This window comes from Pseudomonas reactans, assembly GCF_013387025.1.
In the GTDB taxonomy this organism is placed as follows: Bacteria; Pseudomonadota; Gammaproteobacteria; order Pseudomonadales; family Pseudomonadaceae; genus Aquipseudomonas; species Aquipseudomonas reactans.
Window position 1 is genome coordinate 73855 of record NZ_JACAQP010000028.1, and the last position, 26502, is coordinate 100356.

Here is a 26502-nt window from a genome sequence, read left to right on the forward strand (position 1 = left end):
AATGATTCATCCCTCATGAGCGTTGCTCGGCACCATGACCACACCGTCGGCGTAGTCATGTGCCAGCCAAGTGGTCCAGCCGAGGCGACAGACATTGTGTTCGCCGATGTGCAACGGGCGGATCTCTTCCCTGGCCAGCACCAGGCGCACGTCATAGTCCAATGGATCCCGAGTCGTCAGGCGCACCAACGAACACAGCAGCGGGTAGTCAGGCCCAGTGGGCAGAAACCCATGGAGTTGCTGCCAACTCAGGCCTTGCAGATGCACCCTGAATTTGCCACTACGGTCGGCAACCCGGCAGCCCAATACCTGGTCATGGCCAAGTACGCTATTCGCGGTGCCGAGCCGGTTTTGCTGTGAATCGGCGACGACAACCGTACGCAGTACCCACTGCTCAATGAACAAGCGGTGGTGCTTGAAGTAGTAACGCAACACCGCCTCGATCAAGGCTGCCGAATGCGCCCGCAGGCCAAGTAACCCCAGGTAAGGCAACAGCCGCTTGCAGTTCAATTGCGTGGCACTGCGAATCTGCTGACCGCTCAGGCCGATCAACGCAAACATTTGCTCGGAAAAGGTGTCACGCGCGCCTGCCTGGAAACGCATTGGGTAACGGTACTTACGCCAGATGGGTAGCATCAGTCGTTGCAGACGGTGATGAAACACGTCCAGAAATGCTCGCGTAGTACTGCCACCCGCCCCGTCGGCACACGCCTGCTCGCCATAAAACGCCGGCAATGGCGAACCCGCGCCAGACAAGCCCAAGAGATTGAGGCGAAGACGCGCACGCAACTGCGCGTGTTCAATGAAAAACTCCACCCGGTCAATATCGTGACCGGGAAAGCCAAGACCTGGATTGGCTTGAAACTCCAACAGGTCATACAACGCGTCGTCATCCAACTGGGGATGGGCATCGCGCAAGCGTTTGATCACCTGCAAAACCGCCTGGAACAGCGAATACTCGCGGATGCCCCGGGACAGTCGCGTCAAAGCAGGGGCTGCTGCCCCATCCGTGGTGGCCATAGGTACACGTCTCCTTGTGTGCTGATGACTCTTAGTTCGTGGTAGGCGTTGAGGCTGGCGTAAAGTGCGAAGAATTCATTGAGTACCGACGCGAAGACGAACACTTCGCCGTGCCCCAAAAAGCCTTGGGGGTCGATGCTCAGATCAATTCGTATCCCCCGAAAAGGCAAGCCACGGTGCAATCGGTCGACCGTCGTATGACTGACAGAGCGCATTGCGCCCAGCTTCCTCTCGCTGACTTTCTGCGCTTGTCGGTCGTGGTAGCGTGGCAAGTCATAGGTTTGAAGGACCACCTTCAAAGCGTTGATGTCGCTCAACGACAGATAGTTGAGCGACAGGTTACTGATCAATCGCCAGAGAAAATCCTGATCCAGGGGCGGTGGAAAACTGGCTGTCGGTGCGCAGATATTCCGAAACGACAACCCCTCTGGCGTCTGTTCGCAAGGCCGGTTGATGCCCCCAAGCGGCAACATCCGAGGCAAGTTGTGATTGGTACAGGTCAACTCGATCGACAGTGTTTGCTGCTCAGAATCAGGGCCATTGCCAAACGCAAGCCAGGTTTCAAGCCCTGGATGTTGTGTCGATGGCCGTTGACGAATGCTATAAGTCGCCGGGCCATCCGACAGGTCGGAATCGCCATCATGTTCGAAGGATTCGAAGGGTACGTAGGTCTTGTATCCACGCCCACCCGGTTGCCACCCTGTGACACTGTCGACGGAAAACACACTCGCGTTTTCCCGTGAGTATTCGCCGGGGACGAGCAAATACTCATCCTGCTTCCCGTCTAGACGGATGGGCACGGCATCATGCTTGAACAGGTTCACGATGGGGGTGCAGTACAGTTTGACGTTTTCCAGGGTGGGTGGCCGGGACTCACGCCATGGAGTGCGCAACTCGAAGCGCAACATCACTCCGCACACCTGCTTGAGCAATTCGCCAGGTAATTCCTGCAGCACGCCCAGCCCCCTCACATCGACAAACAGATACTTGTCAGGGAAGGAAAAATACTCCTGCAGGTGGCGATAGCCGGAAAAGGTATTCGGCGGATACGGGATCAATGCCTGCTCCTCACTGAAACCCACCGGCTGCACCTGGTCGGCGCCAAGGCGCAATGATAATGCTTGACCATCGAGCCCGTTGACCGGCCGACCATCGTGACCGAAAGGTAGCAACTCGATACCTTCAAGCTCACGCAGCAGGCTCAGGTACAGCTCCTGGCTGATGTAGCGATCCCCAGCCAGATGCAGGCGCAACTGGTTGAAGGTCCACTCACTGAAATTGCCTTCGGCGCTCATGTCCAGCCGCAGGCTCAACATCCCACGTCCCGCCTGGGCGCCATACTCCAAGGCACTCAGTTGCAGCGGTAGGACCTGCGTGGCATAGCAGGTCCGAAAACGGCATCGCTCGTCATTGACTGCGGCGCTTTCAACCGGCGTGTCCCTTGCCACCCACACGCCTGGGCCTGAGTGCTTCAACGGATCAAATTGCAGCATGCTGAACGCAGGCATCGGGCGCATGTAGTTGGGCCAGAGCAAATGCATCAGAGAATGGGTCAGTTCTGGAAGCTCATCATCGAGTTTCTGGCGCAAGCGCCCCGTAAGAAACGCAAAACCTTCCAGAAGCCGTTCAACATCGGGATCCCGACCGGAGTCTGCAAGAAAGGGTGCCAGCGCAGGGTTGCGCTCGGAGAACTGCCGCCCGAGCTGCCGCAACGCACTGAGTTCGCTTTGGTAATAATGATTAAACGACATCCGGCAAGACCTCTATCCGACCGGAATCGCACAGTCGCGCGGTGAATACCACGGGTTGCTTGACGCCTTTGATCATCAGCGTGGCGTCAATCGCGAAGGCAAGGGCCAGTGGGTCATGATCCCGCGGCAACGACCTGACCCGAACATCCTTCAAGCGTGGCTCGTAGGCGCGGATGAATCGCTCGATCAACAGGCGCGACTGAGACAATGACTCATGCAAGCTCTGGTTCATGTCATTGAGGTCGGGCAAGCCATAGTCCGGCAGTGTCTGCACACTGCCTGCGCGGATACTCAGCATTTTTCCCAAATGGGTCGCGACGGATGTCACGCCGGATACAGAAGCATCCGGATGCTCAAGGCGCTGGAAAAGGCTTTGATGGTTGGGCATTCCCTGGCCTCTGCTCATTCTTTGTCGAGTTTTCCGACCAAGGACAACGTGAAGTCCGCCCCCATGTACTTGAAGTGCGGGCGCACACTCAGGTTGACGCGATACCACCCGGGCTCGCCATCAACATCACTGACAACAATGCGGGCCGCCCGCAAGGGGCGCCTCCCACGCACTTCGGCGCTGGGGTTTTCCTGATCGGCGACGTACTGTCGAATCCACTTGTTGAGCTCCAGCTCCAGGTCGGTGCGTTCCTTCCACGACCCCAATTGCTCACGCTGCAGGACCTTGAGATAGTGGGCCAGGCGATTCACCACCATCATGTAGGGCAATTGGGTGCCCAGGCGGTAATTCAGCTCGGCCTCCTTACCCTCCGGACTGAGACCAAAGTGTTTCGGCTTCTGGACCGAGCTGGCGGAGAAAAACGCGGCATTGTCGCTGCCCTTGCGCATTGTCAAGGCAATGAATCCCTCTTGCGCCAATTCGTATTCGCGGCGATCCGAAACCAATACTTCAGTCGGAATCTTGGTTTCGATTTCACCCATGCTATGAAAATGGTGCAGCGGCAAGTCTTCCACCGCTCCACCGCTTTGAGGGCCGATGATGTTCGGACACCAGCGAAACCGCGCAAAGCTATCAGTCAGGCGCGTGGCAAACGCGTAGGCCGTATTGCCCCACAGGTAGTGTTCATGGCTGTTGACCACGTTTTCCTGGTAGGCAAAGGTCTTGACCGGACATTCAAGGGGATCGTAGGGCGTACGAAGCAGGAAACGCGGCACGGTCAAGCCGATATAGCGTGAATCCTCGCTTTGGCGAAAACTTTGCCATTTGGCGAATTGAGGGCCTTCGAAATGGTCCTTCAGGTCTTTGAGATCCGGCAGGCCGGTGAAACTTTCCAACCCGAAGAACGCAGGGCCGGCAGCGGCGATAAACGGCGCATGGGCCATGCAGGCCACGCTGGACGCGTACTGCATCAGCTTCACGTCGGGTGCACTGGGGGAAAGAAAGTAATTGGCGATGATCGCGCCCACCGGCTGACCACCAAACTGACCGTATTCCGCACTGTAGATATGTTTGTACAGCCCGGACTGGGTCACTTCCGGTGAGTCCTCGAAATCCTCCAGCAGATCTTGCCGAGAGACGTTCAGCAGTTCGATCTTGATGTTCTCGCGGAAGTTGGTGCGATCAACCAACAACTGCAGGCCTTTCCAGGAAGCTTCCAAGGCCTGGAAATCCGGGTGGTGCAGAATTTCATCCATCTGAAGGCTGAGCTTCGTGTCGATCTCGGCAATCATTCGATCGACCAACCGCTTCTTGACGGGCTCGCCACGGTTCTGCGGCTTGATCAACTCTTCGATGAACGCCGAGACGCCACGCTTGGCAATGCCATACGCCTCGTCGTCCGCACTCAGCAGAGTCTGGGCAACGATGTTATCGAGAATGCTGTATTGATCAGCGATTTGTGCAGGCAGCGAGTGCTGTTGTGTCGTCATGAGCTCAGTGTCCTTTTACTGAAAAATGTCAGGCGTCAGGTGTGTCCAGTCCAAGCTCAGCCAATACCCGAGCACGGGAATCGTCATCGGCAAGGGCGTGTTCAATAGCTTTGCGAAAGCTCGGCGTGTTACCCAATGGTCCTTTGAGCGCCATGAGCGCCTCGCGCAACGCCATCAGCTTTTGCAGTTCGGGAACCTGCTCTACCAGGTTCGCCGGATTGAAATCCTTCATGGAATTAATGCGTACCTGAATGGCCAGTTCCTCAATACCTGCATCCTCCTGCAGACGGTTAGGCACGTTCAGCGTCAGGCTCAACGCCTGTTTGGCCAACACGTCATCCAGGGTGTTCTTGTCGATCGCAATAGGCTTGCGATCTTCGAGCTTGCGCACATCTTCACGCTGGGTGAAATCACCCAACACCAACAACTTCAATGGCAGTTCGACTTCTTCCTGCGCCCCGCCGATGGCAGGCTTGAACGTGATGTTGATGCGCTCCTTGGGGGCGACCGAACCTTCTTTGGCCATGGTGTTTCTCCTTATTCAAGTGGCTCGAAAGCCTATTCAAGTACCGCTTCCAGATCGAAGAGGCACAACCTACGATGGGTCTCTTCCTTGCGCTCGCGCACGGCATGGTCTTGTGGCAGCAGGTCGCAGCAGCGATGCAGAAGCTGGGTTACCTGAAGGGCCAGTTCCGGCTCCCAATGTTCAAGACCTGTGTGTTGCAGTTCGTGGTCCAGATGTTCGAGCTGGATCTTCGCCAGCTCGTGCTTGCCGGCTTGTACACACAGCCTCGCCTGGGCAAGCCGCCAATGAAATCGCGCGCGCTCGCTGCGAGCGGCGTACATGCCTTGTTTGAGTTCATGGATTGCGGCTTTGAGCCCGTCCTTTCGCAACCGGGGTGCCACTGCCTGCAAGGCGATCTCCCAAGGCTCGGCTTCGGCATCAATCATCACGGCGGCTGGTTCGGGTATTTGCAGACGACGGCTGACCTGCAGCGTGATCCAGTCACGGCTAGCGGCATCGGCAAAAGGAACGCCGTCGTGAAAACAGAACGACGGCAGGTCCGGCAGACGTTGCAGCAGCAAGGCGAAGGTCACTTCCAACTCAGTCGTGGCCTGTTCGGCCTGCAAGGCTTCCAGGCATTGCCAGAGCATATGCAGCCCGTCGAACCAGAACATCGCGCCGGCGAGACTGGTTTCGAGTTCCAGTATCAGATCGGCGTAATGCCCCTGAGCAAAACGCTCCTGATAACGCTTGAGCTTGTCAGGGGCAGGCCCGCGCAACGCGGTAATCCGTTCGCTGTCGGCATCCGGATACCCGCTCAGTACGAGCCAGTTCAAGGTTCGGTTGAGGCGCAAGGCACGCAGATCGGTGGCGTTCTGGCGCAACCACCAGGCACACAAGGAACGGGCCTGCTCCTGCAGAGTGCGTAGCAACTTGTTGGCGTCTTTTTCGTTGTCCACCACGGCTTCAGGTTTGAGCAGTTGGCTGGTCGCGTGCCTGACTTGCGCTATGACACTGCTAATCCCCGCCGCCGGAACATCGTCCTGAACAGCCAACTCCAGCCGCTGAGCCAATTGCCTGCGGATCGGCAGCAGCAAAGGCGCCTCATCTCCCAAGTGACTGGTCCATACCTCATCCAGGCAAACCAGTTGCTCAAGTACTGCACGAAACAAGGGCTGCTGGCTCTGCAGGGGCAGGCCTTGCGTAAACAGAGGTTCGAGACGCAGTACCAACCAAGCGAATGCCGCACCACGAGTACGCAGTTTTTCGGGGTAGACCTCCGACCAATGGTGCTCGCAGAGATAACGCAGCAATCCGAGCCCGGCTAGCAGGCCTGTATAGGATTCGCACTGGTGCAACGCCCAGGTCAGCCAGACGGCCGAGCGCAGATCCTTGGACTGATGTCGCAACATTAGCTCGCTGGTTTCCAGGACCTTGCGCCAATCGGGCTGGCTGCTGCCATGAATCGATTGCGCCTTCGCCAATTCGGATTCCAGGCATTCATATTCACTCGAAAAGCGCATATCGCTGCCCGCAAAACTTGATTGCGCACACGGCCACCTTGCAACTTCAAGATAATGATCACACAGCGTGTCCAAATAAGACATTTCACACCAGGCGCAACTAACCGAGACAGGAATAGCCAACTAACTACACATAAAGTGCGCAGCAAAAAGCCATCTAAACCCTGCAGGAATCTCTGCAAAGCTCCGAAACCTTAGCTACGACTAAAACATTCAGCAAGCGAAGAAATAATACTTAATCCTTTTCCTACAACACCCTTAAATCAGCCACTGCGCAGCATTTTGCGCACTCATTCATGCCCGCTCGTTTGGATTGACGTTACAAGCCAGCCATTCAAATAAATTCTCGACTGAGCAACTAAGTGCGCACTGATGCGCAAGAAAAACCAATTCAAACCAACCAAACACACCCTGACCGCTCAATAACCCTAACTTATATAAAGCCTAACCCTAACAATCATTACCCCACACACTTTCAGGCACGCTTCTTGTAATAGGCAAATTCCCAGCCGCTGCATTTATCGCTGGGACTACCCCTTCAATCAGACAAGGAAACTCGTCATGCCAACACCCGCGTATCTCTCCGTCACCGGCGTCAAACAAGGTTTGATCACGGCAGGCACGTTTACCCAGGACTCGGTAGGTAACATTTATCAGGAAGGCCATGAGGATCAGATCCTGGTCCAGGCCTTTTCCCACCAGGTGATCATTCCGCGCGACCCTCAATCCGGCCAGCCAACGGGCCAGAGGGTGCATAAGCCCATGATGATCAGCAAAGTCTTCGATAAGTCCTCACCGTTGCTGTTCAGTGCATTGACCAGCGGCGAAGAGGTCAAGTGCCGGCTGGAATGGCTGCGCACCTCGTCGGCCGGCACTCAGGAGCACTACTTCACGATTGAGCTTGAGGGGGCGACCATCGTGGATATCCAGTCACGCATGCCCAACTGCCAGGATCCGGACAACGCCCACTTCACCCATCTGGAGGATGTGTACTTCACCTACCGCAAGATCGTGTGGACCCACGAAGTGTCTGGCACTTCCGGGTCCGATGACTGGCGCAGCCCGGTCGCCGGTTAACCCGGATTAGCCCGGGAACGGTGCCAAGGAAGGCGCCGCTCCTGACGATTGGCTAAACCATAGCCAAAGGGTGCTTGCGCTTGGGTGCGCCAAACACGCGATCAATCGCGTCCAGGTCGTGCTCATCCAGCACCAGTTTGGCGGCGGCGGCGTTGAGACGCACGTGCTCCGGGGTGACGGCCTTGGGGATCGCGATCACGCCGTTATGGCGTAACACCCAGGCCAGGGCGACCTGCGCAGGTGTGACCTGATGGCGACGGGCAATCTGCTTAAGAGTCGGACTGGACAACAGCTCACCACCCTGGGCGATCGGGCAGTACGCCATCAAGGGTAAGTGATGCTGTTGCCACCAGGGCAGCAGGTCGAATTCGATGCCGCGCTCTGCGATGTTGTAGAGCACCTGATTGGTGGCGCAGGCCGGGGATGCGAGTTCCTGCAGGTCGGCCACATCGAAATTGGAAACACCCCAGCGGCCAATCTTGCCGGTTTCACGCAGACGTTCGAAGGCTTCGACGGTTTCTTCAAGAGGGTGTTGGCCGCGCCAGTGCAGCAGATAAAGATCAATGTAGTCCGTGCCCAGTCGCTGGAGGCTGGCTTCACAGGCACGGGGCACGCCCTTGTGGCTTGCGTTGTGCGGGTAGACCTTGCTCACCAGGAACACCTGGTCGCGTCGACCCCGAATGGCTTCGCCGACGACCTTTTCGGCGCCGCCTTCGCCATACATTTCGGCGGTGTCGATCAGGGTCATGCCCTCGTCGATACCCAGTTGCAGAGCGGCGACTTCGGCGCGGTGCTGGTCGGGATTTTCGCCCATGCGCCAGGTTCCCTGGCCGATGACAGGAACGGGAGCGCCCGCCAGATCAATGGTACGCATGACAACCTCCTGGAGTGTTCGCGGATTAACAGTGTGGCATTGGCCGGACAAAAGGGTTCAATCGAAGTAAGGTTAGCCTCTGCCAATCGCCAGGAAGAATCTGCAATGCTGTTTGTCGTCATGCTCGGGGGCAAGCACCCACGGGCAAAGATTGAAGTTCACGATGTGGTGTTCGCTGTGGCGGACACGCTGGAAGCGGCCTACCCGCAATTACGCGCCGACTGGTTCGGCAGCCCCAAGGGCGTACATATCGATTCTTGGATGGCAGTAGAGGGTGTGGACGGTTGGAAAGTCGAACTCAGCCATCTGGCACCGGCTGCTGGCGCGCATCACCTGTATTTCATCAACCTTGGCGGTTACGAAGCCAACAGCTTTGGTGAAGCCCATCACTACCTGCTGGTGGTAGCCCGCAGCAAACAGGAGGCCATGAACAAAGGCAAGCAACACACGCTTAGCCAATGGTCCCAAGCCCACACTGATGGAGTGCTGGACATCGACGACTGCCTGCCCATCGACCTGGTGAGCGGTCGCTATATCCACTTGGTGCAGGGCCCACACCGACCGATCCTGCAGCAGAACGACTACATCGTCCTGAACTGAACCCTACCCGAACGGGGTATGGCGCCTACCGGCCATCTGCCTGACAGTGCAATCAGTCCCTCAGCCTGATAACAAGCACAACTCAAGGTGGGTCCCCATGCGTAAAGCCTTTATCGCTCTGTTCAGCGCCGCATTGCTCGTCTCCTCCACCTTGACTCAGGCCGCCGACGACCCAGGCAATACCTTGCGCATCTACAACTGGGCGGACTACATCGGCGACACCACCCTGGCCGATTTCCAGAAGGCCACAGGGATCAAAGTGATCTACGACACTTACGATTCCTACGAAACCGTGCAAGGCAAGCTGCTTTCCGGGCACTCCGGGTACGACCTGGCCCTGCTCAACGCCTCCCTGGTGCCGCTGCTGATCAAGGGCGGAGTCTTTCAGCCGCTGGACAAGTCCCAACTACCCGACTGGAAGAACCTTGACCCTGTGGTGCTGAAAAGCCTGCAAGCCCACGACCCCGGCGTCACCTATTCCGCGCCCTACACCTGGGGCAGCAATGGGGTGACCTACAACGTCGACATGATCAAGGCGCGGATGCCGGACGCCCCGCTCGGCTCCCTGGCGATGATCTTCGATCCCAAAATCGTGTCGAAATTTGCCGACTGCGGCATCACCTTCATGGACTCACCCACCGACATGATTCCTCTGGCCCTGACCTACCTCGGCCTGGACCCCAACAGCGTCGCGCCAAAAGACTTGAAGGCTGCCCAGGACGTGCTGATGGCCGTACGCCCGTACATTCGCAAATTCGACTCCAGCGGTTTCATCAATGGCCTGGCCAATGGTGACCTGTGCCTGGCAACCACGTGGTCAGGCGACTACGCCACCTCCCAGGCACGGGCGACGGAAGCCGGCGCCACTATCAAGCTGGACTACTTCATTCCCAGAGAAGGCTCGTTGATCTGGTTCGACAACTTCTACATTCCCACCGACGCCCCCCATGTCGCCAATGCCCACAGGTTCATCGAATTTCTCCTGCAACCCAGCACGATGGCCGGCGTCAGCAACACCATTCACTACGCCAACAGCAACCTGGCGTCCAAGCCGCTGGTCAACGCCGATATCCGCGACAACCCGGCTATTTACCCGGACCCAGCGACGATGCAACGCCTGTTCACCCAGCAAAGCCAGTCACCCGCCGCGGTGCGCCTGATCACCCGTACGTGGAACGCCGTTAAGACCGGCAAATGACTTCCAGCCATTGAAGGTAAATGCCATGACTCTGCCCAATCCTGAATTCTTCGCCCAGTTCAACCACGAGCAACTGGACGCTGCGGATAAAGCCCACTATATGCACGGCTTCCACATGTTCGACGAGCACCGCGAACAGGGCTCATTGAATATCGCCGCAGGAGACGGTGCCTATATCTATGACACCCACGGCAATCGTTACCTGGACGCGGTCGGCGGCATGTGGTGTACGAATATTGGCCTGGGCCGTGAGGAAATGGCCGACGCCATCGCCGACCAGGTGCGCCAACTGGCCTACTCCAACCCGTTTTGCGACATGGCCAACGTGACCGCCATCGAACTGTGCGCCAAATTGGCAAGCCTGGCCCCGGGCGACCTCAATCATGTGTTCTTGACCACCGGCGGTTCCACTGCGGTGGATACGGCCTACCGGCTGGTGCAGTTCTATCAGAACAGCCGCGGCAAACCGACCAAGAAGCACATCATCTCGCGCTTCAGTGCCTATCACGGCAGTACATTCCTGACGATGTCCATCGGCAACAAAGCCGCGGACCGCGCGCCGGAATTCGATTTCATGAGCGACCTGTTTCACCACATCTCCTGCCCTAATTACTACCGGGCGCCGGAAGGGATGAGCGAAGCGGACTTTCTCGACTTCCTGGTGAATGAGTTCGAAGACAAGATCCTGACCCTCGGCCCGGACAACGTGGCCGCGTTCTTTGCCGAACCCATCATGGGCTCCGGTGGTGTGATCATTCCCCCCAAGGGCTATCACCGGCGGATGTGGGAAATCTGCCAACGTTACGACCTGCTGTATGTCGCCGATGAAGTGGTCACCTCGTTTGGACGCCTGGGCGCATTTTTCGCTTCCGAGGACGTCTTTGGCATGCAGCCGGACATCATCACCACCGCCAAGGGCTTGACCTCCGGCTATCTGCCGCTGGGCGCGTGCATTTTTTCGGAGCAGATCTGGCAGGTGATCGGCGAGCCAGGCAAGGGCCGCTGCTTTACCCATGGGTTCACCTACAGCGGACATCCTGTCAGCTGTGTAGCGGCACTGAAGAACATCGAGATCATTGAGCGCGAGAACCTGCTGGCCCATGTCGAGGAGGTGGGCACCTACCTGGAGCAGCGCCTGCAAACCCTGGCTGCACTGCCGCTGGTAGGCGATATTCGCTGTCAGCGCCTGATGGCCTGTATTGAGTTTGTCGCCGATAAACACACCAAGGCATTGTTGCCGGATGCGGTGAATATTGGCGAACGCATCCACCTGCGGGCCCAGGCAAAAGGTTTGCTGGTACGCCCTATCGGGCATTTGAACGTGATGTCGCCGCCGCTGATCATCACCCACGCACAGGTGGACGAGGTGGTCGAGACCCTGCGCCAGTGCATTCTCGACACCGCGAGCGAACTTCGCCAGAGCGGCGATTACCAGGGACGATGAGCCGCAACGCCGAGCCTGCTTCGAGGTTTTTGCCGGGATGCTGGCCGGCGGGTAGACTGGCCAGCATGAACGCACCGATTGATCCGCGCCCCGCCCTCGGCACCCAGGCACTCGAAGCCTGGCACGACGCCTTGGCCCAGGCGTTTATCCAGGTCGATGAAGCAGCATTCCTCGAGCACCTCGCCGCCGCGCTGTGTGCCCTGTGCCCCATCGAATCGATGATGATCAGCCTGGAGCGTCAGGGCCAGGCGCCACGCCTGCTCTATCAGCAAGGCATCCCACCGGATCATCAGGACGAAATCATCCATCGCTACTTCTCCCGTGGCTACCAGTTGGACCCCTTCTGTCTGGCCGTCGATAAAGGCTTGGCGGAGGGCTTCTACTCGTTGGCGGAAATCGCGCCGGATGACTTTTTCAACAGTGAGTACTACAAGACCTATTATCTGCGCAGCGGCGGCGCGCTGGAGAGTTACTACATCGTTGACCTGTGCCCACGCAGCAAGCTTTCCCTGTGCATGTTCCAGGGACTCAGCGCCGGCCAATTCAGCGATGCGCAACTGGCCATACAGCGCTCAGCGCACCCGGTGATCCGCGCGCTGTTGCACCGGTTTGGCACAACAGGTGGGTTGGACAAGATGGTGGGCGACCCAGCCTTAAGCCAAACCCGCGTGCATCAACAGATCGAAGCGGCCTTCATGGGTTTTGGCGGTGGGCTGCTGACGGTGCGTGAGCGCGAAATTGCGCACTTGATCCTGCGCGGGCACTCGGTGAAATCGACAGCGCAAGTGCTGGGGATTTCGCCGGAGACGGTGCGCATGCATCGCAAGCATGTGTACACCAAGTTGGTCATCAACTCCCAGGCGGAGCTGTTTGCATTATTTATTGAATGGATGACGCGGCAGCAGTAGGGTTTACGCCCCTCCCTTTTCGCAGGCGCCCACCGATGACCTGGTTTTCCGACCCCGATGCCGTCGCCCGCTACGCCGAAGGTCCTGTGCGCCTGGTGCCCGGTTTCGATGGCCTGCAGCGCATGACCACCCTGTTGTTGCGCGAACACGTACCGGCAACGGGCAATGTGCTGGTGCTGGGTGCGGGTGGAGGCCTGGAATTGAAGCGGTTTGCGCACGCCGAGCGCGGATGGCGGTTCGTGGGGGTGGACCCCTCGGCTGAGATGCTGAAGCTGGCCGAGGCAACCTTGGGCCCGTTGATGGAACGGACCCAGTTGCATGAAGGCTATATCGACACGGCGCCGCTGGGGCCTTTCGACGGTGCTACGTGCTTGCTGACTTTGCATTTCATCCCAGCCGAGCAGCGCCTGCAAACCCTCAAGGCGTTGCGGCAACGCCTGCTGCCGGGCGCGCCGCTGATCGTGGCCCATCACAGTTTCCCGCAAGCGCCGCAGGACAAAATCCGTTGGTTGAAGCGCTACGCGGCGTTCGCAGCGGACTCGGGCGTGCCGGCAGCGGATGCCGAGCGGGCGATTGCGGCAATCAGTGAAAAGTTGCCGGTGTTGTCACCCGAGACCGATGAAGCCTTGATGAGAGAAGCCGGGTTTGAAGGTGTCGAACTGTTCTACGCCGGCTTCAGCTTCAAGGGATGGGTGGGCTACAAGCCGCGCTAGCGAGTTTACCAACTGCCGGAGGCGCCACCGCCGCCACTAGAGCCACCACCCCCTGAGGAACTGCTGCTGGAACTGGAGCTGCTGGAGCTCGAACTCGATCCACCGCCCGAAGACCCCGACCCGCCGCTGGTCTTGCCAAAGATGAACAGCGCGGCAAACGAGGCAATCGGGAACGCGTACAGCCAGCCATTACGGCCGAGTTCCATCAGCACCCCCGCCGCCACATACACGCCTACCGCTGCCAGCAGCCGTGCAACAAAACCCACGCGGCTCTGCTTCCAGGCGTCCTTCATGATCACCAACAGCACCAGGTACAACCCCAGAACGACCAGCGCACCCAATGGAAATACCAGCCAGTGGATAAAGTTGACGTCAGCATATCGCTGATCAACCACCACCAAACCCAGGATGTAGACCAGCAGGCCGATCACGCCGTAAAACACCGAACGTGCCATCCACAATGCACCGAAGGTCGCGCCGCCGATCAGCATGATCAGTGGCATCACCAGCAGAAACATCGCCCAGTCGCGGCCCTCACCCACGATCACCAGCAGCAACGTGGCAACCACCGCGGCAATCAAGGCGCGGCGCCACGGCAGTTTGCCGGCACTGATCAGCACGCCGCCAATGGCGCCTATGACAAACGCCAGCGCGATTGCGATGAACTGCGGATTGACCCTTGTCGCTGCGGCTTTAGGCAAATCACCGCCATCCACCAGTACCACCAGGTCGTTCACGCCCTGGGAGACACCGCCGACGAAATCCCCCTGGCGAAAGGCCGGGGTGATGTGTTCTTCGATGATGCGATGCGCGAGCAAATCTGTGACCGTGCCTTCCAGGCCGTAACCCACCTCAATGCGTACCTTGCGGTCGTCCTTGGCCACCACCAGCAGGATGCCGTCATTGACGTCCTTGCGCCCCAGCTTCCAGGCGCGGAACAGTTGGTTGGCGTAGTCCTCGATGCTCGCGCCGCCGGTGGTGGGCACCAGCAGCACAGCCACTTGTGAGCCTTTACGTTGCTCAAGATCGGCGAGTTGGTTTTTCAGACGGGTGGTGGTGCTGGCATCCAGAGTGTTGGTGAGGTCGATCACCCGTTGGTCGAGGGCGACGCCAATCGGCGAGGTATCCGCCTGGGCGGTGCCCAACACGCCTAAAAACACCAGCGCCATCAGACTCAAGACGGACTGCCGCAGAATCGCCATCATGTTTTGTTACCTGAAGTTTCTTCCTGAAGGCCGCGACTTTACCTTATCTGCGCTATATCGCGTGACCCCGCGCCGATGACTATCTAAACTCCCTCCACGCATAGCAAAACGCCATAACCGGGAAGCCCATGGACCTACGCCACCGCAATAATGTCAGTGTGATGGGCAACGGCCGCTCGACCCTGGTGTTTTCCCACGGCTTCGGCTGCAACCAAGCCATGTGGAATTATCTCGCACCGCAATTTTTCGAGCGTTTCCGCGTAGTGATGTATGACCTGGTAGGCGCCGGCCTGTCGGACCTCAGTGCATTCGACAAGGCCAAATACAGTGCCCTGGACGGTTACGCGCGCGATTTGAACGAGATCATCGACGCTTTCGCCGTGGGCCCGGTGATCCTCGTGAGCCATTCGGTGAGCGCCATGATCGGCACCCTCGCCGACCGCCACGCCCCCGGCCGCATCGCCGCCCACGTCATGATCGGCCCCTCGCCGCGCTATATCGATGCCGACGGTTATGTCGGCGGCTTCAAGTTGGCGGATATCCAGGACCTGCTCGACACCCTCGACAGCAACTACCTCGGCTGGTCCAGCGCCATGGCCCCGGTGATCATGGGCGCGCCGGGGCAACCGGCGTTGAGTGAAGAATTGACCGACAGTTTCTGCCGCACCGAACCTGAGATCGCCAAGCAATTTGCACGGGTGACGTTCATGTCGGACAACCGCCAGGACGTGATCGGCCTGGCCACGCCGGTGCTGATCCTGCAATCGAGCGACGACCTGATCGCCCCCGTGGCCGTGGGCGAGTACCTGCACAGCGTGTTACCCAACAGCACCTATTGCCTGGTGGACAACGTCGGCCATTGCCCGCACATGAGCGCGCCGCAAGCGTGCGCGGCGGCGATGGAAAGTTTCCTGGCGCCGTGGGTGGTCGCCGATGTCGGCTGAGTTGTTCGACAGCGCCGCCTGCGCCCTCGCCGTCACGGCGCAGGACGGCACGATCCTGCAAGCCAATTCGCGCTTCAGCGAGTGGCTGGGGTTCAGCACGACCGAGCTGTGCGGCAAGCGCTTCCAGGATTTGCTGACCATGGGCGGACGGATCTTCCATCAGACCCACCTGGCGCCGATGCTGCGCATGCGTGGCAGCGTCACCGAAGTCAAACTCGACATGCTGCACCGCGACGGCCACAAGCTGACCGTCCTGCTCAACGGCATCAAGCGTGAGCAGGACGACGGCACGCTGTACGACCTGGCGCTGTTCGGCACCACCGACCGCGACAAGTACGAGCGCGAGCTGCTCAATGCACGCAACTTCGCCGAAGCGCTGTTGCAGGAAAAGACCGCCACTGAACTAGCCCTCAAACAGGCCCAGGCCGAATTGAGCGAGGCCTATGCCATCGCCCAGCGTCGCGCGCTGTTTGCCGAGCAGATGGTGGCGATTGTCAGCCATGACTTGAAGAACCCGCTGACGGCAATCCGCATGGCTTCGGATTTTCTCAACCGTGGCGACCGCACCGCCAAGGAGCACCAACTGCTCGGGCACATTGGCCAGTCGTCCGAACGTGCCCAGCGCATGATCGCCGACCTGCTGGACTTCACCCAGGCGCGCGTCGGCCAGGGCATCACCATCAAGGCCGCGCCGTTGGATTTGCATGAGGTGATTCATCGGGCCGTGGATGAACTGCGCGTGGCGTTTCCCAAGGCAACGCTGGAGCATCTCGTCGAAGGCAATGGCGATGCGAGCCTGGACGCCGACCGCGTGCAGCAGATCATTGGCAACCTGGTGGCCAACAGCGTGGCGTATGGCGACCTGCAACGGCCCATCACCGTCACATCACGGTTGGGACAGGGTAAGTGCGAAGTATCAGTACACAACCACGGCAAGGTCATCCCCGAAGCCTTGCTCACCGAGCTGTTCGAACCTATGACCCGTGGGACCGACCAAGGCAGTGACGTGCGCAGCGTGGGCCTTGGCCTGTATATCGTTCGCGAATTGGCCAGAGTGCATGGCGGCGATGTGGCGGTGAGTTCCTGTGTCACGGGCGGCACCACGTTTACCGTCAACTTTCAGCCAACGTAGGCGCTGCCCTGCATCACCGGCTCTACGCTGCCCGTCAGCACCACACCGCCCTCGCCCGCCCAGTGCACGGTCACCGTGCCGCCGTCGCATTGCACTTCGACGGTATCGTCCAGCAGTCCTCGTCGAATCCCATTGACCACCGCGCCACAGCAACAGGAACCCGAGCCCAACGGCACACCGCCGCCGCGCTCCCAGATGCGCAGGCGGATATGGCCTCGGTCAAGCACCTGCACAAAATGCACATTGGTCTTGGCCGGGAACAACGGGTGAATTTCCAGCGCCGGGCCCAAGGCCGCCACATCGACAGCCGCGATGTTTTCCACAAAAAACGTGCAATGCGGGTTGCCCATGCTGCACGCCGCCGGATTGCCGTCGATGGACAAGGTATGGGTGTCCATGGACTCGGCCAACGGCACGGCCGACCAATCCAGCGACGGCTCGCCCATGTTCACCGACACTTGCCGCCCCGCTGCCCGCGTACACATCAGCAAGCCACGGTCGGTACGCAGCACCACCGAGTCCGCGCCCGCCTCATGCATCAAGCGATCGGCCACGCCACGGGTGGCGCTGCCGCAGGTGGCCAGCGGCGTGCCGTTGGGGTTCCAGAACTTGATGCGCGCGACGGCGTCATCACAATCGAGTATCACCGCCAGTTGGTTGAAGCCAATTCCGGTGTGGCGGTTGCCGAGTTGACGGGCGATTTTCGCGGTGATCGGATCGTCCAGGCCTCGGCGGTCGATGATGATGAAATCATCGCCATGGGCGTGCATTTTCACAAATGGCAAGGGCATGGGCTGTCCTGTGGTCGACCGGTGGTGAGCTGAAGGATACCCTGAACCGGCCCAACCTTATCGAGAGCCCCCATGCTAATTGTCTTCAGCGGACTGCCCGGCACCGGCAAGACCACCCTTGCCCAGGCACTGGCGCGCCAGATCGGCGCGGTGTACCTGCGCATCGACGTGATTGAGCAGGCAATCCGTGATGCGGGTGTGCTGGCGGGCGACGTGGGCGCCAGCGGTTATAGGGTGGCGAATGACTTGGCGCTGAGCAACCTGCGATTGGGGCAGACGGTAGTGGCTGACTGTGTGAACCCGGTCCAGGAAAGTCGGGAGGCGTGGAAGACCTCGGCGGCAACGGCGGGTGTGGCGTTGCTGGATGTTCGGGTGATTTGCTCAGACCGGCAGGAACATCAGCGGCGAGTGGAAACGCGTACGGGGGATATACCCGGCCTGGCCCCACCCACTTGGGAGTCGGTGCTAGCGCATGAATACGAGGCTTGGGCTGAAGTGCCGCTCACGCTCGACACTGCACTCATGACGCCGGATCAGGCTGTGACAAGGGTGCTGGCAACCCTCAGAGCACACTCCCCATCGCCTTCATCAACACCAGATCCCGTCCATAGATATCCGGCGCATACACCAAACTGCCCTCGCGATTGACCTCCACCGTCCAGTAACTCAACAACACCGGCACCGGCGTGGCCAACCTGAATTCATGAGTCACACCGGTGGCCAGCAGCTCATCGGTGCGGGTGCGCTCGGCCGGACTCACAAGCAGATCTCGCAGCAGTAGCGGCTGCTCGACCCGCACACACCCCGAACTGAACGCCCGCGGCCCTTTGGTGAACAGCGGCTGGCTCGGCGTGTCATGCAGGTACACCGAATACGGGTTTGGAAAGCGCATCACGATCTTGCCCAGCGGGTTGCGCGGGCCGGCTTCCTGGCGCAGCAGGATATTGCCGGGGCGAGCCCAGTCGATTTGCTCGGGCGCCAGCGGGTGGCCCTCGGCGTCAAGTACTTGCAGGTTTTGCTGGCGCAGGTATTCGGGGTTGAGGCGGATGGCCGGGAGTTTGTCCTCGCGCATGATGGTGGGCGGGATGGTCCAGGTGGGGTTGAGGGTCAAGCGGGTGATGCGCGACTTGAGCAGCGGCGTCTGCCGTTCGGCGCGCCCGACCTGCAGACGGGTTTGCCAGACCGGGATGCCACTTTGGTACACGCTCAGTTGTGCGGCGGCGACATTGACCAGCACGCCTTCGGGCTCCAGATCCTGGGCTAGCCAGCGGAAGCGTTCAAGGTTGATGCGCAGTTGTTCGCGCCGGACCAGCGGACTGATGTTCAATTCGGCCACGGTGCCGGCGCCGATCACGCCGTCGGCCTGCAGCGAGTGGCTGAGCTGGAAGGCCTTGACCGCCTTGACCAATTCATCGCGGTACTGCTTGCCGCTGGGGGCCTTGGCCAGGTAACCGCCACTGATCAGGCGCCGCGCCAGCTCCGGCACGCGGGGGTCTTCCATGCCGGGGCGCAGCAGCGGGCCACTGGCGACCGGGTCCCAATGCGGCAACGGTTGCTGGCGCACGCTGGAATAGGCGTTGCGCAAGCTGCGATACAAGTCGGCACTGGGCCGTGCCTGGTCGAACGCCTGGGCCATGTCTTGCAGGCCTGTGGCGGCAAACGCCAGCACTTCAACGTTAGGGTCGCGGGTGGGTGGTTGGGAATGCCACAGCGGTTCGAAACGCGATTGCTGCAGGCGACCGTAATGCAGATCCTGCAGGGCTTGCAGATAGTGCTGGCTGCTGGCGATGTCGCTGCACAGCACGTTGGCCGTGGCATCCTCCGCAGGCAAGCTATAGTGGGTGGGGTCCAGGCCGTCATCGGCGAGCATCAGCAACTGAGATTGCAGGGCTTGTCGGCGCTCATCGGCGGACCACAGCGGCACATTGCCTTGCTGCTGGTAGAAGGCTTGCAAGCGCAGTTGGGCGGTGGCGTCGAGCTGCGGCGCCAGGCCGGGGCAGACACTCGGCAGTTGCGCCAACGCCTGTTGCACGGGGGCCAGATCGACTGGCGCCGGGGTGGTTACCGGCAACGGCTCGACCGGCAGCGCGTCGGCTGTCGCGACCAATGGTGCAACGAGCAGGCAAATGCTCAAGTAACATGCGTGTTTTTTGAACAATTGACCAGGCTCCAATCCACACCGGGGGACACTTCGTAGATGCTGACTTTCATGCGCCGCCTCGGTTTGATGACCGTGGCGTTGGCTACCTTGAGCAATTTTGCGCTCGCCGCCAATCAGACCTCTCCTAACTTGTATAGCAGCCTGGCGCGCTCGGCTCCAGAACTCAATCCCACCGTACTCAAAAGCGCCCTCAACGCCGTGCAGTGCGCGGTCAATAACGGCGAGGAACGTTCCGAGCGCCTAGCGGTTATTGACTACTCCCAGCCTTCGACCGCCCGTCGGCTGTGGATCTTCGATCTGCGCAAGAAGACCCTGGTGCTGCGCGACCTGGTGGCCCACGGCGCCAAATCCGGGGAAAACTTCGCCACCCAGTTCTCCAACCTGGAAGGCAGCCACCAGTCCAGCCTGGGCTTGTTCCGCACCCAGGAGAGCTACCTGGGCACCCACGGCTATTCACTGCGCATGGACGGCCTGGAGCCGGGTTTCAACGACCAGGCCCGCGACCGCGCCATCGTGATTCACGCCGCCGATTACGTGAGCCCCTTGTGGAGCAAGCGCGAAGGCCGTATCGGCCGCAGCCAGGGTTGCCCGGCCGTGCGTCCGCAGGTGGCGCGCCAAGTGGTGGACAAGCTCAAGGATGGGCAGTTCATGTTTTCGTGGTACCCCGACCAGCGCTGGTTGAAGTCTTCGACCTACCTCAATTGCAAACCCCAACAGGTGGCGAGTAGTCGTACAATCCGTGGCGGATAGCCTGTCCCCATAGATAAAGAAGAGAACCACGCATGCTTCTACACCACTCCACCTGGATCGAGATCGGGCAGTTTCTGGAACGCAGCCGCACGGTGGTGATTCCCATCGGCTCCAACGAACAGCACGGCCCTACCGGCCTGCTGGGCACCGACTGGATGTGCCCGGAAATCATCGCCCATGAGGCGCAGAAGAACGCCGACCTGCTGATCGGCCCCACCTTCAACATCGGCATGGCCCAGCATCACCTGGGCTTTCCCGGCACCATTTCCCTGCGCCCTTCCACCTTTATCGCCGCGATTGGCGATTGGGTGCGCTCGCTGGCCGGGCATGGTTTCGAGAAGATCCTGTTTCTGAACGGCCACGGCGGCAATATCGCCACGATCGAAGCGGCCTTTTCCGAGCTGTACGCCGAGGCCAGCTTCGCCCGCCGCCCGGCCGGGTTTGCCTTGAAGCTGGTGAACTGGTGGGATTTGGAAGGGGTGAACGACCTGGCGCAACGCCAATTCCCGGTGGGCCATGGCAGCCATGCCACGCCGTCGGAGATTGCGGTAACCCAATGGGCCTACCCGGACTCGATCAAGACGGCTGATTATTCACCGCAAATCGCCAATACCGGGCCGATCCGTGAAGCGCTGGACTTCCGCGCGCGCTTCCCTGATGGACGCATGGGCTCGGACCCGGCGCTGGCGACGGTGGAGAAAGGTGGGGAGCTGGTGGCGTTAGCGGCGCAGGGGTTGGTCAAGACAGTGAACAGCTTCGCCAACGAAGCCAAGCCCTGAGCCATACATAAATCCACATGTGGGAGGGGGCTTGCCCCCGATAACAGTGTGTCAGCTACAGATGCTCTGGCTGATTCACCGCTATCGGGGGCAAGCCCCCTCCCACATGTGGTTTATGTATTGCCTGGAATTATTGGCATTCCTTGGCAGCAAGCTCAAGCCGCGACGGCGTAATCGTCGACGCCAGCGGCTTGCGCTCATACAAGAACACCTTGCCGCCGTCCTGGGACTTGTAGGCTTCCAGCACATCGTCGGCGGCAATCTTGCTGGTCAACACCACTTTAGCGTGGCGCGAGTTCTGCGTCACGGTGGAGGTGATCTTGTGTTTTTCCAGCTTGGGCAGCACGCACTGCACATAGGCTTCAGGCGTTTTGCTGGTCTGCAAGGTCAGGGTTGGAGCGTTGGGGGCGGAAACACAACCGGCCAACATCAGAGAAGCAAAGGCCAAGGCCGGGGCGAAAAAAGCGCGCATGAAAAATTCCTGATCATAAAAAATAAAGGTTCACATCAACCTGCACGAACCAACGCCTTGAGCGAGGCATCGAACTGCTTCAAGGCATCCAGTTGCACGTCCCGCTGCTGCTCGATCTGCGCAGCAATTTCCGGCGCGGCCTGGTCATGCACCCACACCGACGGCACCTGCTTGTGCACCGAGCCTTCGGCCTTGGCGATGTATTGCAGGTTCGCATCATAGAACCGCGCAATAAAACGCGCCTCGACCTGGTCGTTACGCTGGGTCAGCAGTTGGTTATGGGTATCGAGCATCACCACCACATCGGGGTGAGCCTGCACCAAGGCATCCAGGTTGTCGTAGACCGTCACCGACAAAAAGGTTCCCTGCAGCGAACTCATCAACCAATCGATGGCCAGTTCCGGGTCGGAGCTGTTGACGAACGCCTGGCGGATACGGCCGTCGAGGGCACCCTTGGCGCCATTCAAGGCCATGTCGTGGTAGCGTTCAAGGTAGCCGAGGTTGTCGCGGGTGCTGTCAGTCAGCAATACACCCACCGACTGCGCGTGTTGCAGGGAGTCTACGCTACCGTTGATAGGTAGCAAATGGCTCGTACGCAGATCATCGGCGATTGCCGCGTTGTTGATAGCAACCGTGCCGAGCATCAAAGCCATCAACGCCAGCTGAATAAACGTCCTCATCGCGCATTTCCTTGAACAGCGTCTCGATGGGGTGATTTTCCGCTTTTCCTGCAAAAACAGAACTTGCGATCCTTGATGGTGACTATTATCTGAACCGATAGTGCTGACATAAAACTTATAAGGACCACGCCATGAAGCCCCACCAGAAAACCTTCGACCGCATCCGCGAAGCCGTACTACCGGAGTTTCGCGAGCGGGTCGCCGATTACCTGGTCGACTATGAACACGTGCTGCAGGACGAGGCAGCCGACGCCGATCAAATCAGCGCCAGCGCCCAGCAACTGCGCGGTTACCTGCGGGGTTTGAACACCACACGGGTGCTGGGCATGGCGGATTGGGAAGACCTCGACCGCCGTGTGAAGGAGGATTGGCTACGCGTGGTGGAAGCCGAATAACTGGCGTGGCGTGTCGATCAATAAAGCCTGCGCGACTGCTGCCGACCAGCCCAGGGCTTGGCGTTGCTCAATCACTGCGCCATAGCCGATAGACGCTTCATGCTGAGTGTGCGGCCAGTCACTGCCCCACACCAACCGATGCAGGCCAAAGCTCTGTTGCAGCAACGGCATGGCTTGGTGGGCAAACTCAAGGTTCTGCGCCGCGCTGCCAGCCAAGCGATAGATACCCGAGACTTTCAGCCACAGCTGGCCGCCGAGCCCGAGCGCCAGCAAATCGGTAAAGCCGCGCTGATCGACGCCCAGTCGCGCGTCGGGTCGCCCGAAATGATCGATCACCAGTTTCACCCCGAACGGCAGCAGTTGCCGCACCAGGTGCGGCAGGTCGTCCAGCTCGCGGTGCAATTCCACGTGCCAGTCCAGCTCGACAATATGCTCAAAGAACACTTTCCATCCCGGCTCAGTGAAGTCCGGCAGTGCCCTGCCCACCAGGTTCAGCCGCACGCCCACGACACCTGAGCGCGCCATGGCGTGCAGGGCGTCGCGCGGGATATCGCATTCAACCACCACCACGCCGCGCAACCGATCGGGGGCCTGCTGCAAGGCGGACAGCAGGTAGCGATTGTCAGTGCCCAGGAAGCTGGGCTGCACCAGCACGCCATGGCTCAAGCCGTTGGCGTGCAAGTGCCCGAGGTAATCCGCCAGCGTGGCGTCGTAGCCAGGGGTGTAGCGACGTTCGCCGGCCAGGGTCAGCGTGCGACTGAACACATGGGCGTGGGCGTCGATGCCGGTGATGGAGCAGTTATCAAGCATGGGGTTCGTCTTTCAAGAGTAAAAAAGGGTCAAGCCTGGGCGCGCTGGCCGGTCACCACGTTGTCGGCGGGCGCTGCTTCCAGCACGCGGCCACGGGTTTCCGGCAGGCACAGTGCGGCGATCACCGCGACGCCGTAGGCAATCCCGGCATCGATGCCAATGGCCGAGCCGAGGGACATGGAGTCGCTCATGTGCCCCACCAGAAATGGAAACACGGCCGACAGCACGCGCCCGAAGTTGTAGCAAAAGCCCACGCCGGCACCGCGCACATCCGCCGGGTACAGCTCGTTGAACAACGCCCCGAGGCTGGCCGGAATGCCAGCTGCGAAAAAGCCCAGCGGGAAGCCGAGGAACAGCATCTGCGTGTTGGTCAACGGCAGGAACACATAGGCCTGCACGGTGATCACGCAGCACAGCGCGAACAGCACGATGTTCTTGCGCCGTCCGATGCGATCAATCAGCAGACCGCTGGCGATGCAGCCACACCAGAAGGCAAAGATGATCACCGCCAGGTAGCCGCCGGAGTTGAGTACCGACAGGTTGCGCTCGGTCTTGAGGAAGGTCGGCAGCCAGGTCATCACCGCGTGATAACCGCCGTGGGCACCCAGGCCCAGCAGGCCGCCGAACAACGTGACGCGAATCAGCTCAGGACGGAAGATGCCGGCCAGCGACTTGAAGAAACTCTGTGGAATCGCCTGTTCTTTTTGCAGGCGCTGGAAGCTGTCGGGCTCCTCGACATTGCGGCGCACCCAGATAATCAGGAACGACGGCAGCAAGCCCACCACAAACATCACACGCCAGGCCATGTCCTGCGGCACAAACGAATAGATCAGCGCAAACACCCCGACCGCTACACCCCAACCCACGGCCCAGGCGCTCTGCACGGTGCCCATCACCTTACCGCGGTACTTCGGATTGATGGTCTCGGCCATCAACACCGCGCCCGCCGCCCACTCACCGCCGATGCCAAAGCCTTGCAGCGCCTTGACGATCAGCAACTGGTGGAAACCCGTGACAAACGCCGACAAAAAGGTGAAGAACGAGAACCACAGGATCATCCACTGCAAGGTGCGCACCCGGCCGTAGCGGTCGGACAAAGTACCGCCGACCCATCCGCCAATGGCCGACGTGATCAACGTGACGGCGCTGATCAACCCTGCATCGCCCTTGGTCAAGGCGAAGGCAGCGATGAGTGCCGGGATCGCCAAGCCGAACATCTGCACTTCCAGTGCGTCGAGGGACCATCCGCCGAAGCAGGCCCAGAACGTTTTGCGCTCCCGAGGAGTGACTTGGCGATACCAACTGAACATGATTTTTATCCTTATAGGTCAAACGCGAGGCAGCCGGGCGCGAACCGTGCCGCAGCCGGGCCAGTGTTGGGCAAACAGTTAAAGGTGCGGGTGTCGGGTCAGCGAATGTCCACGCGGTAGCGGAAGTGCTCGGCGTGCCCGCGGGAGCGTCGCCACTCCAGGGGTTGGCCGGCGTAATCGCGGGCCAGGCGCTCGATCACCACCACCGGGCTGTTGACCGGCACCTGCAGCAAGCGCGCGTACACCTCGTTGACCGATTCGGCGGTCAGGGTTTCCTCGGCCGAGGCCACCACTTGCCCGCAGACGTCTTCATACACCGGATACAGCAACGGGCCTTGCTGGGACAGATCGATATCCAGCAACGCCTGGAAGCGCGTGCGCGGTAGCCATATCTCTTCGGCCAGCAGCGGCTGCACATCAAACAAACGGGTACGCAGGATGCGGATCACCTCGGCTTCGGGCGCCAGGCCCAACGCCTCACTGACCGCCGACGGCGCGGCCAGGGATTCAACCGTGAGGATGCGGCTCTCCGGCACTTGCCGCTCGCCCGCAGGACCTTGAAACCGGAAGAAGCGAAACAGCGAGGACTGGAATTGCGGGCGGCGCACGAAGGTGCCCCGGCCCTGCTGGCGCTCAAGAATGCCTTCGCTCACCAACGCATCGACGGCCTTGCGCACCGTGCCGGTGGACAGTTCGTACTCAGCGGACAGCACCGCTTCGGTGGGAATGGCTTCACCGGGGCGCCAGCGATTGTTGGCGATCTGCTCGACCAGGTGGTCGCGCAGGCGTTGGTAAAGCGGCAGACGGGCATCACTGGACAAGGTATTCATGGGGCCACATTCACTTTGTTATTTAGTCATATATATGAATATGGCGAGAGTATTTGTCCGCTGGGTGACGGCTGTCAAGCTCGTCACCGCACCTAGAGGATGAATGGTCGGTTACAGCACTGGGCGTTGCTGCTGCACCCACGCCTGCACGGAGGGCCGCTGCCACTGGCGCTGCGCGTATTCCACCAACTCGGCGGGCACGCTGTCGCCGTTGAGGATCAGGCGATTGAGCATCACCGCCAGGTCCACATCGGCAATCGACCACGCGCCGAACAGATACGCCCGGTTACCCGCCAACAGCGCCTGGGCCGCACTGATCAGCTTGCGCGCCGCCGCTTCGGCCACAGGGGACAAGGGCGGCATCTTCTGCCCGTAGAACACCACCATCGTCGAACGCTCCTGGCGGATCGGCAGCAAGTCACTGCGCAACCACGCCTGCACCTGCCGCGCCCTCGCCCGCTGCTTGGGATCGGCCGGATAGACCGGCGTCTCGGGGTAAGTCTCTTCCAGGTACTCAGTAATTGCCGAAGACTCCGACAGCGCAAAGTCTCCTTCTACCAGCGTCGGCACGCGCTGGGTCAGGGACAGTTGGGCGAAGTCGGCGGTCTGGTTCTGCGCGGCGTCCAAGTCCAGGGTCAAGGTGTCGAACGCCAGGCCTTTTTCCCGCAGGGTGACGAACACCGACATCGCGTAGGGGCTGGTATACAAATGATCAACATACAGGCGCAACGGACGCTGGCTCATAACGATTC

General features: G+C 60.0%; 28 protein-coding genes. 12 read left to right on the plus strand and 16 right to left on the minus strand.

Going from position 1 to position 26502, the window contains the following annotated elements; translation table 11 throughout:
• Window positions 1–6: 6 nt before the first annotated feature.
• From tssG to tssA, 6 genes are read right to left on the minus strand one after another with little or no spacing between them, the layout of a single operon-like run.
• Window positions 7–1020 carry a type VI secretion system baseplate subunit TssG gene (tssG, locus tag HX793_RS23175; protein ID WP_177053119.1) on the minus strand — a complete coding sequence of 338 codons (1014 nt, stop codon included), beginning with the start codon at window positions 1018–1020 and terminating at the stop codon, window positions 7–9.
• Window positions 984–2771 carry a type VI secretion system baseplate subunit TssF gene (gene tssF / locus HX793_RS23180; RefSeq protein WP_177060744.1) on the minus strand — a complete coding sequence of 596 codons (1788 nt, stop codon included), beginning with the start codon at window positions 2769–2771 and terminating at the stop codon, window positions 984–986. The genes tssG and tssF overlap by 37 nt, the downstream gene beginning before the upstream one ends.
• Window positions 2761–3159: a type VI secretion system baseplate subunit TssE gene (gene tssE, locus HX793_RS23185; RefSeq protein ID WP_177053117.1), complete on the minus strand. Its 399-nt coding sequence runs from the start codon at window positions 3157–3159 to the stop codon at window positions 2761–2763. Before tssE ends, tssF begins: the two co-directional genes overlap by 11 nt.
• 14 nt (window positions 3160–3173) lie before the next feature.
• Window positions 3174–4649 (minus strand): type VI secretion system contractile sheath large subunit, encoded by a 1476-nt coding sequence (gene tssC / locus HX793_RS23190; RefSeq protein ID WP_177053116.1) that lies wholly within the window; start codon window positions 4647–4649, stop codon window positions 3174–3176.
• A 28-nt stretch (window positions 4650–4677) separates the two neighbouring features.
• Complete coding sequence (gene tssB, locus HX793_RS23195; RefSeq protein ID WP_177053115.1) at window positions 4678–5175, minus strand: type VI secretion system contractile sheath small subunit; 498 nt, start codon at window positions 5173–5175, stop codon at window positions 4678–4680.
• A 32-nt stretch (window positions 5176–5207) separates the two neighbouring features.
• Complete coding sequence (gene tssA / locus HX793_RS23200) at window positions 5208–6761, minus strand: type VI secretion system protein TssA (protein ID WP_177053157.1); 1554 nt, start codon at window positions 6759–6761, stop codon at window positions 5208–5210.
• Between the two features lie 477 nt (window positions 6762–7238).
• Here tssA and HX793_RS23205 point away from each other — a divergent pair, with 477 nt between their 5' ends.
• A complete protein-coding gene (locus HX793_RS23205; RefSeq protein ID WP_010209954.1) occupies window positions 7239–7754 on the plus strand; it encodes an Hcp family type VI secretion system effector in 516 nt (171 codons plus the stop codon).
• A gap of 52 nt (window positions 7755–7806) precedes the next feature.
• Here HX793_RS23205 and HX793_RS23210 read toward each other — a convergent pair whose 3' ends face one another.
• Window positions 7807–8628 carry an aldo/keto reductase gene (locus HX793_RS23210; RefSeq protein WP_177096571.1) on the minus strand — a complete coding sequence of 274 codons (822 nt, stop codon included), beginning with the start codon at window positions 8626–8628 and terminating at the stop codon, window positions 7807–7809.
• A 105-nt stretch (window positions 8629–8733) separates the two neighbouring features.
• Here HX793_RS23210 and HX793_RS23215 point away from each other — a divergent pair, with 105 nt between their 5' ends.
• The 5 genes from HX793_RS23215 to HX793_RS23235 all read left to right on the plus strand — a co-directional run bounded on the left by HX793_RS23215 (window position 8734) and on the right by HX793_RS23235 (window position 13491).
• The gene (locus HX793_RS23215; RefSeq protein ID WP_177060748.1) at window positions 8734–9228 is read left to right on the plus strand and encodes a DUF1543 domain-containing protein; all 495 of its coding nucleotides are present in this window, start codon (window positions 8734–8736) and stop codon (window positions 9226–9228) included.
• Window positions 9229–9325: 97 nt separating this feature from the next.
• Window positions 9326–10426 (plus strand): polyamine ABC transporter substrate-binding protein, encoded by a 1101-nt coding sequence (locus tag HX793_RS23220; RefSeq protein WP_177060750.1) that lies wholly within the window; start codon window positions 9326–9328, stop codon window positions 10424–10426.
• 25 nt (window positions 10427–10451) lie between these two features.
• A complete protein-coding gene (locus tag HX793_RS23225; RefSeq protein WP_177060752.1) occupies window positions 10452–11870 on the plus strand; it encodes an aminotransferase in 1419 nt (472 codons plus the stop codon).
• A gap of 65 nt (window positions 11871–11935) precedes the next feature.
• Window positions 11936–12778 (plus strand): helix-turn-helix domain-containing protein, encoded by an 843-nt coding sequence (locus HX793_RS23230; protein WP_177053110.1) that lies wholly within the window; start codon window positions 11936–11938, stop codon window positions 12776–12778.
• Window positions 12779–12813: 35 nt separating this feature from the next.
• Window positions 12814–13491 (plus strand): class I SAM-dependent methyltransferase, encoded by a 678-nt coding sequence (locus HX793_RS23235; RefSeq protein WP_177060756.1) that lies wholly within the window; start codon window positions 12814–12816, stop codon window positions 13489–13491.
• A gap of 5 nt (window positions 13492–13496) precedes the next feature.
• On the opposite strand, the gene HX793_RS23240 is transcribed toward HX793_RS23235, so the two are convergent.
• Window positions 13497–14696 carry a TPM domain-containing protein gene (locus tag HX793_RS23240; protein WP_177053108.1) on the minus strand — a complete coding sequence of 400 codons (1200 nt, stop codon included), beginning with the start codon at window positions 14694–14696 and terminating at the stop codon, window positions 13497–13499.
• Window positions 14697–14824: 128 nt separating this feature from the next.
• Between HX793_RS23240 and HX793_RS23245 the strand changes: the two genes are divergently transcribed.
• Both HX793_RS23245 and HX793_RS23250 read left to right on the plus strand, forming a co-directional pair.
• Window positions 14825–15640 (plus strand): alpha/beta fold hydrolase, encoded by an 816-nt coding sequence (locus tag HX793_RS23245; protein ID WP_177053107.1) that lies wholly within the window; start codon window positions 14825–14827, stop codon window positions 15638–15640.
• A complete protein-coding gene (locus HX793_RS23250) occupies window positions 15630–16772 on the plus strand; it encodes a PAS domain-containing sensor histidine kinase (protein ID WP_177096569.1) in 1143 nt (380 codons plus the stop codon). Before HX793_RS23245 ends, HX793_RS23250 begins: the two co-directional genes overlap by 11 nt.
• Here HX793_RS23250 and dapF read toward each other — a convergent pair.
• Window positions 16760–17563, minus strand: coding sequence for a diaminopimelate epimerase (dapF, locus tag HX793_RS23255; protein ID WP_177060762.1), 804 nt, complete (start codon window positions 17561–17563; stop codon window positions 16760–16762). The two genes, HX793_RS23250 and dapF, sit on opposite strands and share 13 nt — an antisense overlap.
• A gap of 72 nt (window positions 17564–17635) precedes the next feature.
• Here dapF and HX793_RS23260 point away from each other — a divergent pair, with 72 nt between their 5' ends.
• Window positions 17636–18211, plus strand: coding sequence for a P-loop nucleotide/nucleoside kinase family protein (locus HX793_RS23260; RefSeq protein ID WP_177096567.1), 576 nt, complete (start codon window positions 17636–17638; stop codon window positions 18209–18211).
• On the opposite strand, the gene HX793_RS23265 is transcribed toward HX793_RS23260, so the two are convergent.
• A complete protein-coding gene (locus tag HX793_RS23265) occupies window positions 18126–19721 on the minus strand; it encodes a L,D-transpeptidase family protein (RefSeq protein ID WP_177060766.1) in 1596 nt (531 codons plus the stop codon). The genes HX793_RS23260 and HX793_RS23265 overlap by 86 nt on opposite strands.
• 39 nt (window positions 19722–19760) lie before the next feature.
• On the opposite strand from HX793_RS23265, the gene HX793_RS23270 reads away from it, so the two are divergent.
• Both HX793_RS23270 and HX793_RS23275 read left to right on the plus strand, forming a co-directional pair.
• On the plus strand, window positions 19761–20474 hold the full coding sequence (locus HX793_RS23270; RefSeq protein ID WP_016977141.1) for a murein L,D-transpeptidase catalytic domain family protein: 714 nt from the start codon (window positions 19761–19763) through the stop codon (window positions 20472–20474).
• 32 nt (window positions 20475–20506) lie between these two features.
• Window positions 20507–21253 (plus strand): creatininase family protein, encoded by a 747-nt coding sequence (locus tag HX793_RS23275; protein ID WP_177053103.1) that lies wholly within the window; start codon window positions 20507–20509, stop codon window positions 21251–21253.
• Between the two features lie 130 nt (window positions 21254–21383).
• On the opposite strand, the gene HX793_RS23280 is transcribed toward HX793_RS23275, so the two are convergent.
• Both HX793_RS23280 and HX793_RS23285 read right to left on the minus strand, forming a co-directional pair.
• Window positions 21384–21725, minus strand: coding sequence for a hypothetical protein (locus tag HX793_RS23280; protein ID WP_016977143.1), 342 nt, complete (start codon window positions 21723–21725; stop codon window positions 21384–21386).
• Between the two features lie 35 nt (window positions 21726–21760).
• The gene (locus HX793_RS23285; RefSeq protein ID WP_016977144.1) at window positions 21761–22405 is read right to left on the minus strand and encodes a hypothetical protein; all 645 of its coding nucleotides are present in this window, start codon (window positions 22403–22405) and stop codon (window positions 21761–21763) included.
• A gap of 131 nt (window positions 22406–22536) precedes the next feature.
• Between HX793_RS23285 and HX793_RS23290 the strand changes: the two genes are divergently transcribed.
• Complete coding sequence (locus HX793_RS23290) at window positions 22537–22800, plus strand: hypothetical protein (RefSeq protein ID WP_016977145.1); 264 nt, start codon at window positions 22537–22539, stop codon at window positions 22798–22800.
• Here the strand turns inward: HX793_RS23290 and HX793_RS23295 are convergent.
• From HX793_RS23295 to yfcF, 4 genes are all read right to left on the minus strand, one after another.
• Entirely contained in the window at window positions 22777–23610 is an 834-nt protein-coding gene (locus tag HX793_RS23295) for an amidohydrolase family protein (RefSeq protein WP_177096565.1), read from the minus strand. The two genes, HX793_RS23290 and HX793_RS23295, sit on opposite strands and share 24 nt — an antisense overlap.
• A 29-nt stretch (window positions 23611–23639) precedes the next feature.
• Window positions 23640–24920, minus strand: a complete 1281-nt coding sequence (locus tag HX793_RS23300) for an MFS transporter (protein WP_177053100.1) — start codon at window positions 24918–24920, stop codon at window positions 23640–23642.
• A 98-nt stretch (window positions 24921–25018) separates the two neighbouring features.
• Window positions 25019–25750 (minus strand): GntR family transcriptional regulator, encoded by a 732-nt coding sequence (locus HX793_RS23305; RefSeq protein ID WP_177096563.1) that lies wholly within the window; start codon window positions 25748–25750, stop codon window positions 25019–25021.
• Between the two features lie 111 nt (window positions 25751–25861).
• Window positions 25862–26494 carry a glutathione transferase gene (gene yfcF, locus HX793_RS23310; protein WP_177060771.1) on the minus strand — a complete coding sequence of 211 codons (633 nt, stop codon included), beginning with the start codon at window positions 26492–26494 and terminating at the stop codon, window positions 25862–25864.
• Window positions 26495–26502 lie beyond the last annotated feature (8 nt).

Bases quoted from the DNA above. Each gene is read 5' to 3' on its own strand.
- tssG (WP_177053119.1), bottom strand. From the start codon at position 1,020: ATGGCCACCACGGATGGGGCAGCAGCCCCTGCTTTGACGCGACTGTCC.
- tssF (WP_177060744.1), bottom strand. From the start codon at position 2,771: ATGTCGTTTAATCATTATTACCAAAGCGAACTCAGTGCGTTGCGGCAG.
- tssE (WP_177053117.1), bottom strand. From the start codon at position 3,159: ATGCCCAACCATCAAAGCCTTTTCCAGCGCCTTGAGCATCCGGATGCT.
- tssC (WP_177053116.1), bottom strand. From the start codon at position 4,649: ATGACGACACAACAGCACTCGCTGCCTGCACAAATCGCTGATCAATAC.
- tssB (WP_177053115.1), bottom strand. From the start codon at position 5,175: ATGGCCAAAGAAGGTTCGGTCGCCCCCAAGGAGCGCATCAACATCACG.
- tssA (WP_177053157.1), bottom strand. From the start codon at position 6,761: ATGTCTTATTTGGACACGCTGTGTGATCATTATCTTGAAGTTGCAAGG.
- HX793_RS23205 (WP_010209954.1), top strand. From the start codon at position 7,239: ATGCCAACACCCGCGTATCTCTCCGTCACCGGCGTCAAACAAGGTTTG.
- HX793_RS23210 (WP_177096571.1), bottom strand. From the start codon at position 8,628: ATGCGTACCATTGATCTGGCGGGCGCTCCCGTTCCTGTCATCGGCCAG.
- HX793_RS23215 (WP_177060748.1), top strand. From the start codon at position 8,734: ATGCTGTTTGTCGTCATGCTCGGGGGCAAGCACCCACGGGCAAAGATT.
- HX793_RS23220 (WP_177060750.1), top strand. From the start codon at position 9,326: ATGCGTAAAGCCTTTATCGCTCTGTTCAGCGCCGCATTGCTCGTCTCC.
- HX793_RS23225 (WP_177060752.1), top strand. From the start codon at position 10,452: ATGACTCTGCCCAATCCTGAATTCTTCGCCCAGTTCAACCACGAGCAA.
- HX793_RS23230 (WP_177053110.1), top strand. From the start codon at position 11,936: ATGAACGCACCGATTGATCCGCGCCCCGCCCTCGGCACCCAGGCACTC.
- HX793_RS23235 (WP_177060756.1), top strand. From the start codon at position 12,814: ATGACCTGGTTTTCCGACCCCGATGCCGTCGCCCGCTACGCCGAAGGT.
- HX793_RS23240 (WP_177053108.1), bottom strand. From the start codon at position 14,696: ATGATGGCGATTCTGCGGCAGTCCGTCTTGAGTCTGATGGCGCTGGTG.
- HX793_RS23245 (WP_177053107.1), top strand. From the start codon at position 14,825: ATGGACCTACGCCACCGCAATAATGTCAGTGTGATGGGCAACGGCCGC.
- HX793_RS23250 (WP_177096569.1), top strand. From the start codon at position 15,630: ATGTCGGCTGAGTTGTTCGACAGCGCCGCCTGCGCCCTCGCCGTCACG.
- dapF (WP_177060762.1), bottom strand. From the start codon at position 17,563: ATGCCCTTGCCATTTGTGAAAATGCACGCCCATGGCGATGATTTCATC.
- HX793_RS23260 (WP_177096567.1), top strand. From the start codon at position 17,636: ATGCTAATTGTCTTCAGCGGACTGCCCGGCACCGGCAAGACCACCCTT.
- HX793_RS23270 (WP_016977141.1), top strand. From the start codon at position 19,761: ATGCTGACTTTCATGCGCCGCCTCGGTTTGATGACCGTGGCGTTGGCT.
- HX793_RS23275 (WP_177053103.1), top strand. From the start codon at position 20,507: ATGCTTCTACACCACTCCACCTGGATCGAGATCGGGCAGTTTCTGGAA.
- HX793_RS23280 (WP_016977143.1), bottom strand. From the start codon at position 21,725: ATGCGCGCTTTTTTCGCCCCGGCCTTGGCCTTTGCTTCTCTGATGTTG.
- HX793_RS23285 (WP_016977144.1), bottom strand. From the start codon at position 22,405: ATGAGGACGTTTATTCAGCTGGCGTTGATGGCTTTGATGCTCGGCACG.
- HX793_RS23290 (WP_016977145.1), top strand. From the start codon at position 22,537: ATGAAGCCCCACCAGAAAACCTTCGACCGCATCCGCGAAGCCGTACTA.
- HX793_RS23295 (WP_177096565.1), bottom strand. From the start codon at position 23,610: ATGCTTGATAACTGCTCCATCACCGGCATCGACGCCCACGCCCATGTG.
- HX793_RS23300 (WP_177053100.1), bottom strand. From the start codon at position 24,920: ATGTTCAGTTGGTATCGCCAAGTCACTCCTCGGGAGCGCAAAACGTTC.
- HX793_RS23305 (WP_177096563.1), bottom strand. From the start codon at position 25,750: ATGAATACCTTGTCCAGTGATGCCCGTCTGCCGCTTTACCAACGCCTG.
- yfcF (WP_177060771.1), bottom strand. From the start codon at position 26,494: ATGAGCCAGCGTCCGTTGCGCCTGTATGTTGATCATTTGTATACCAGC.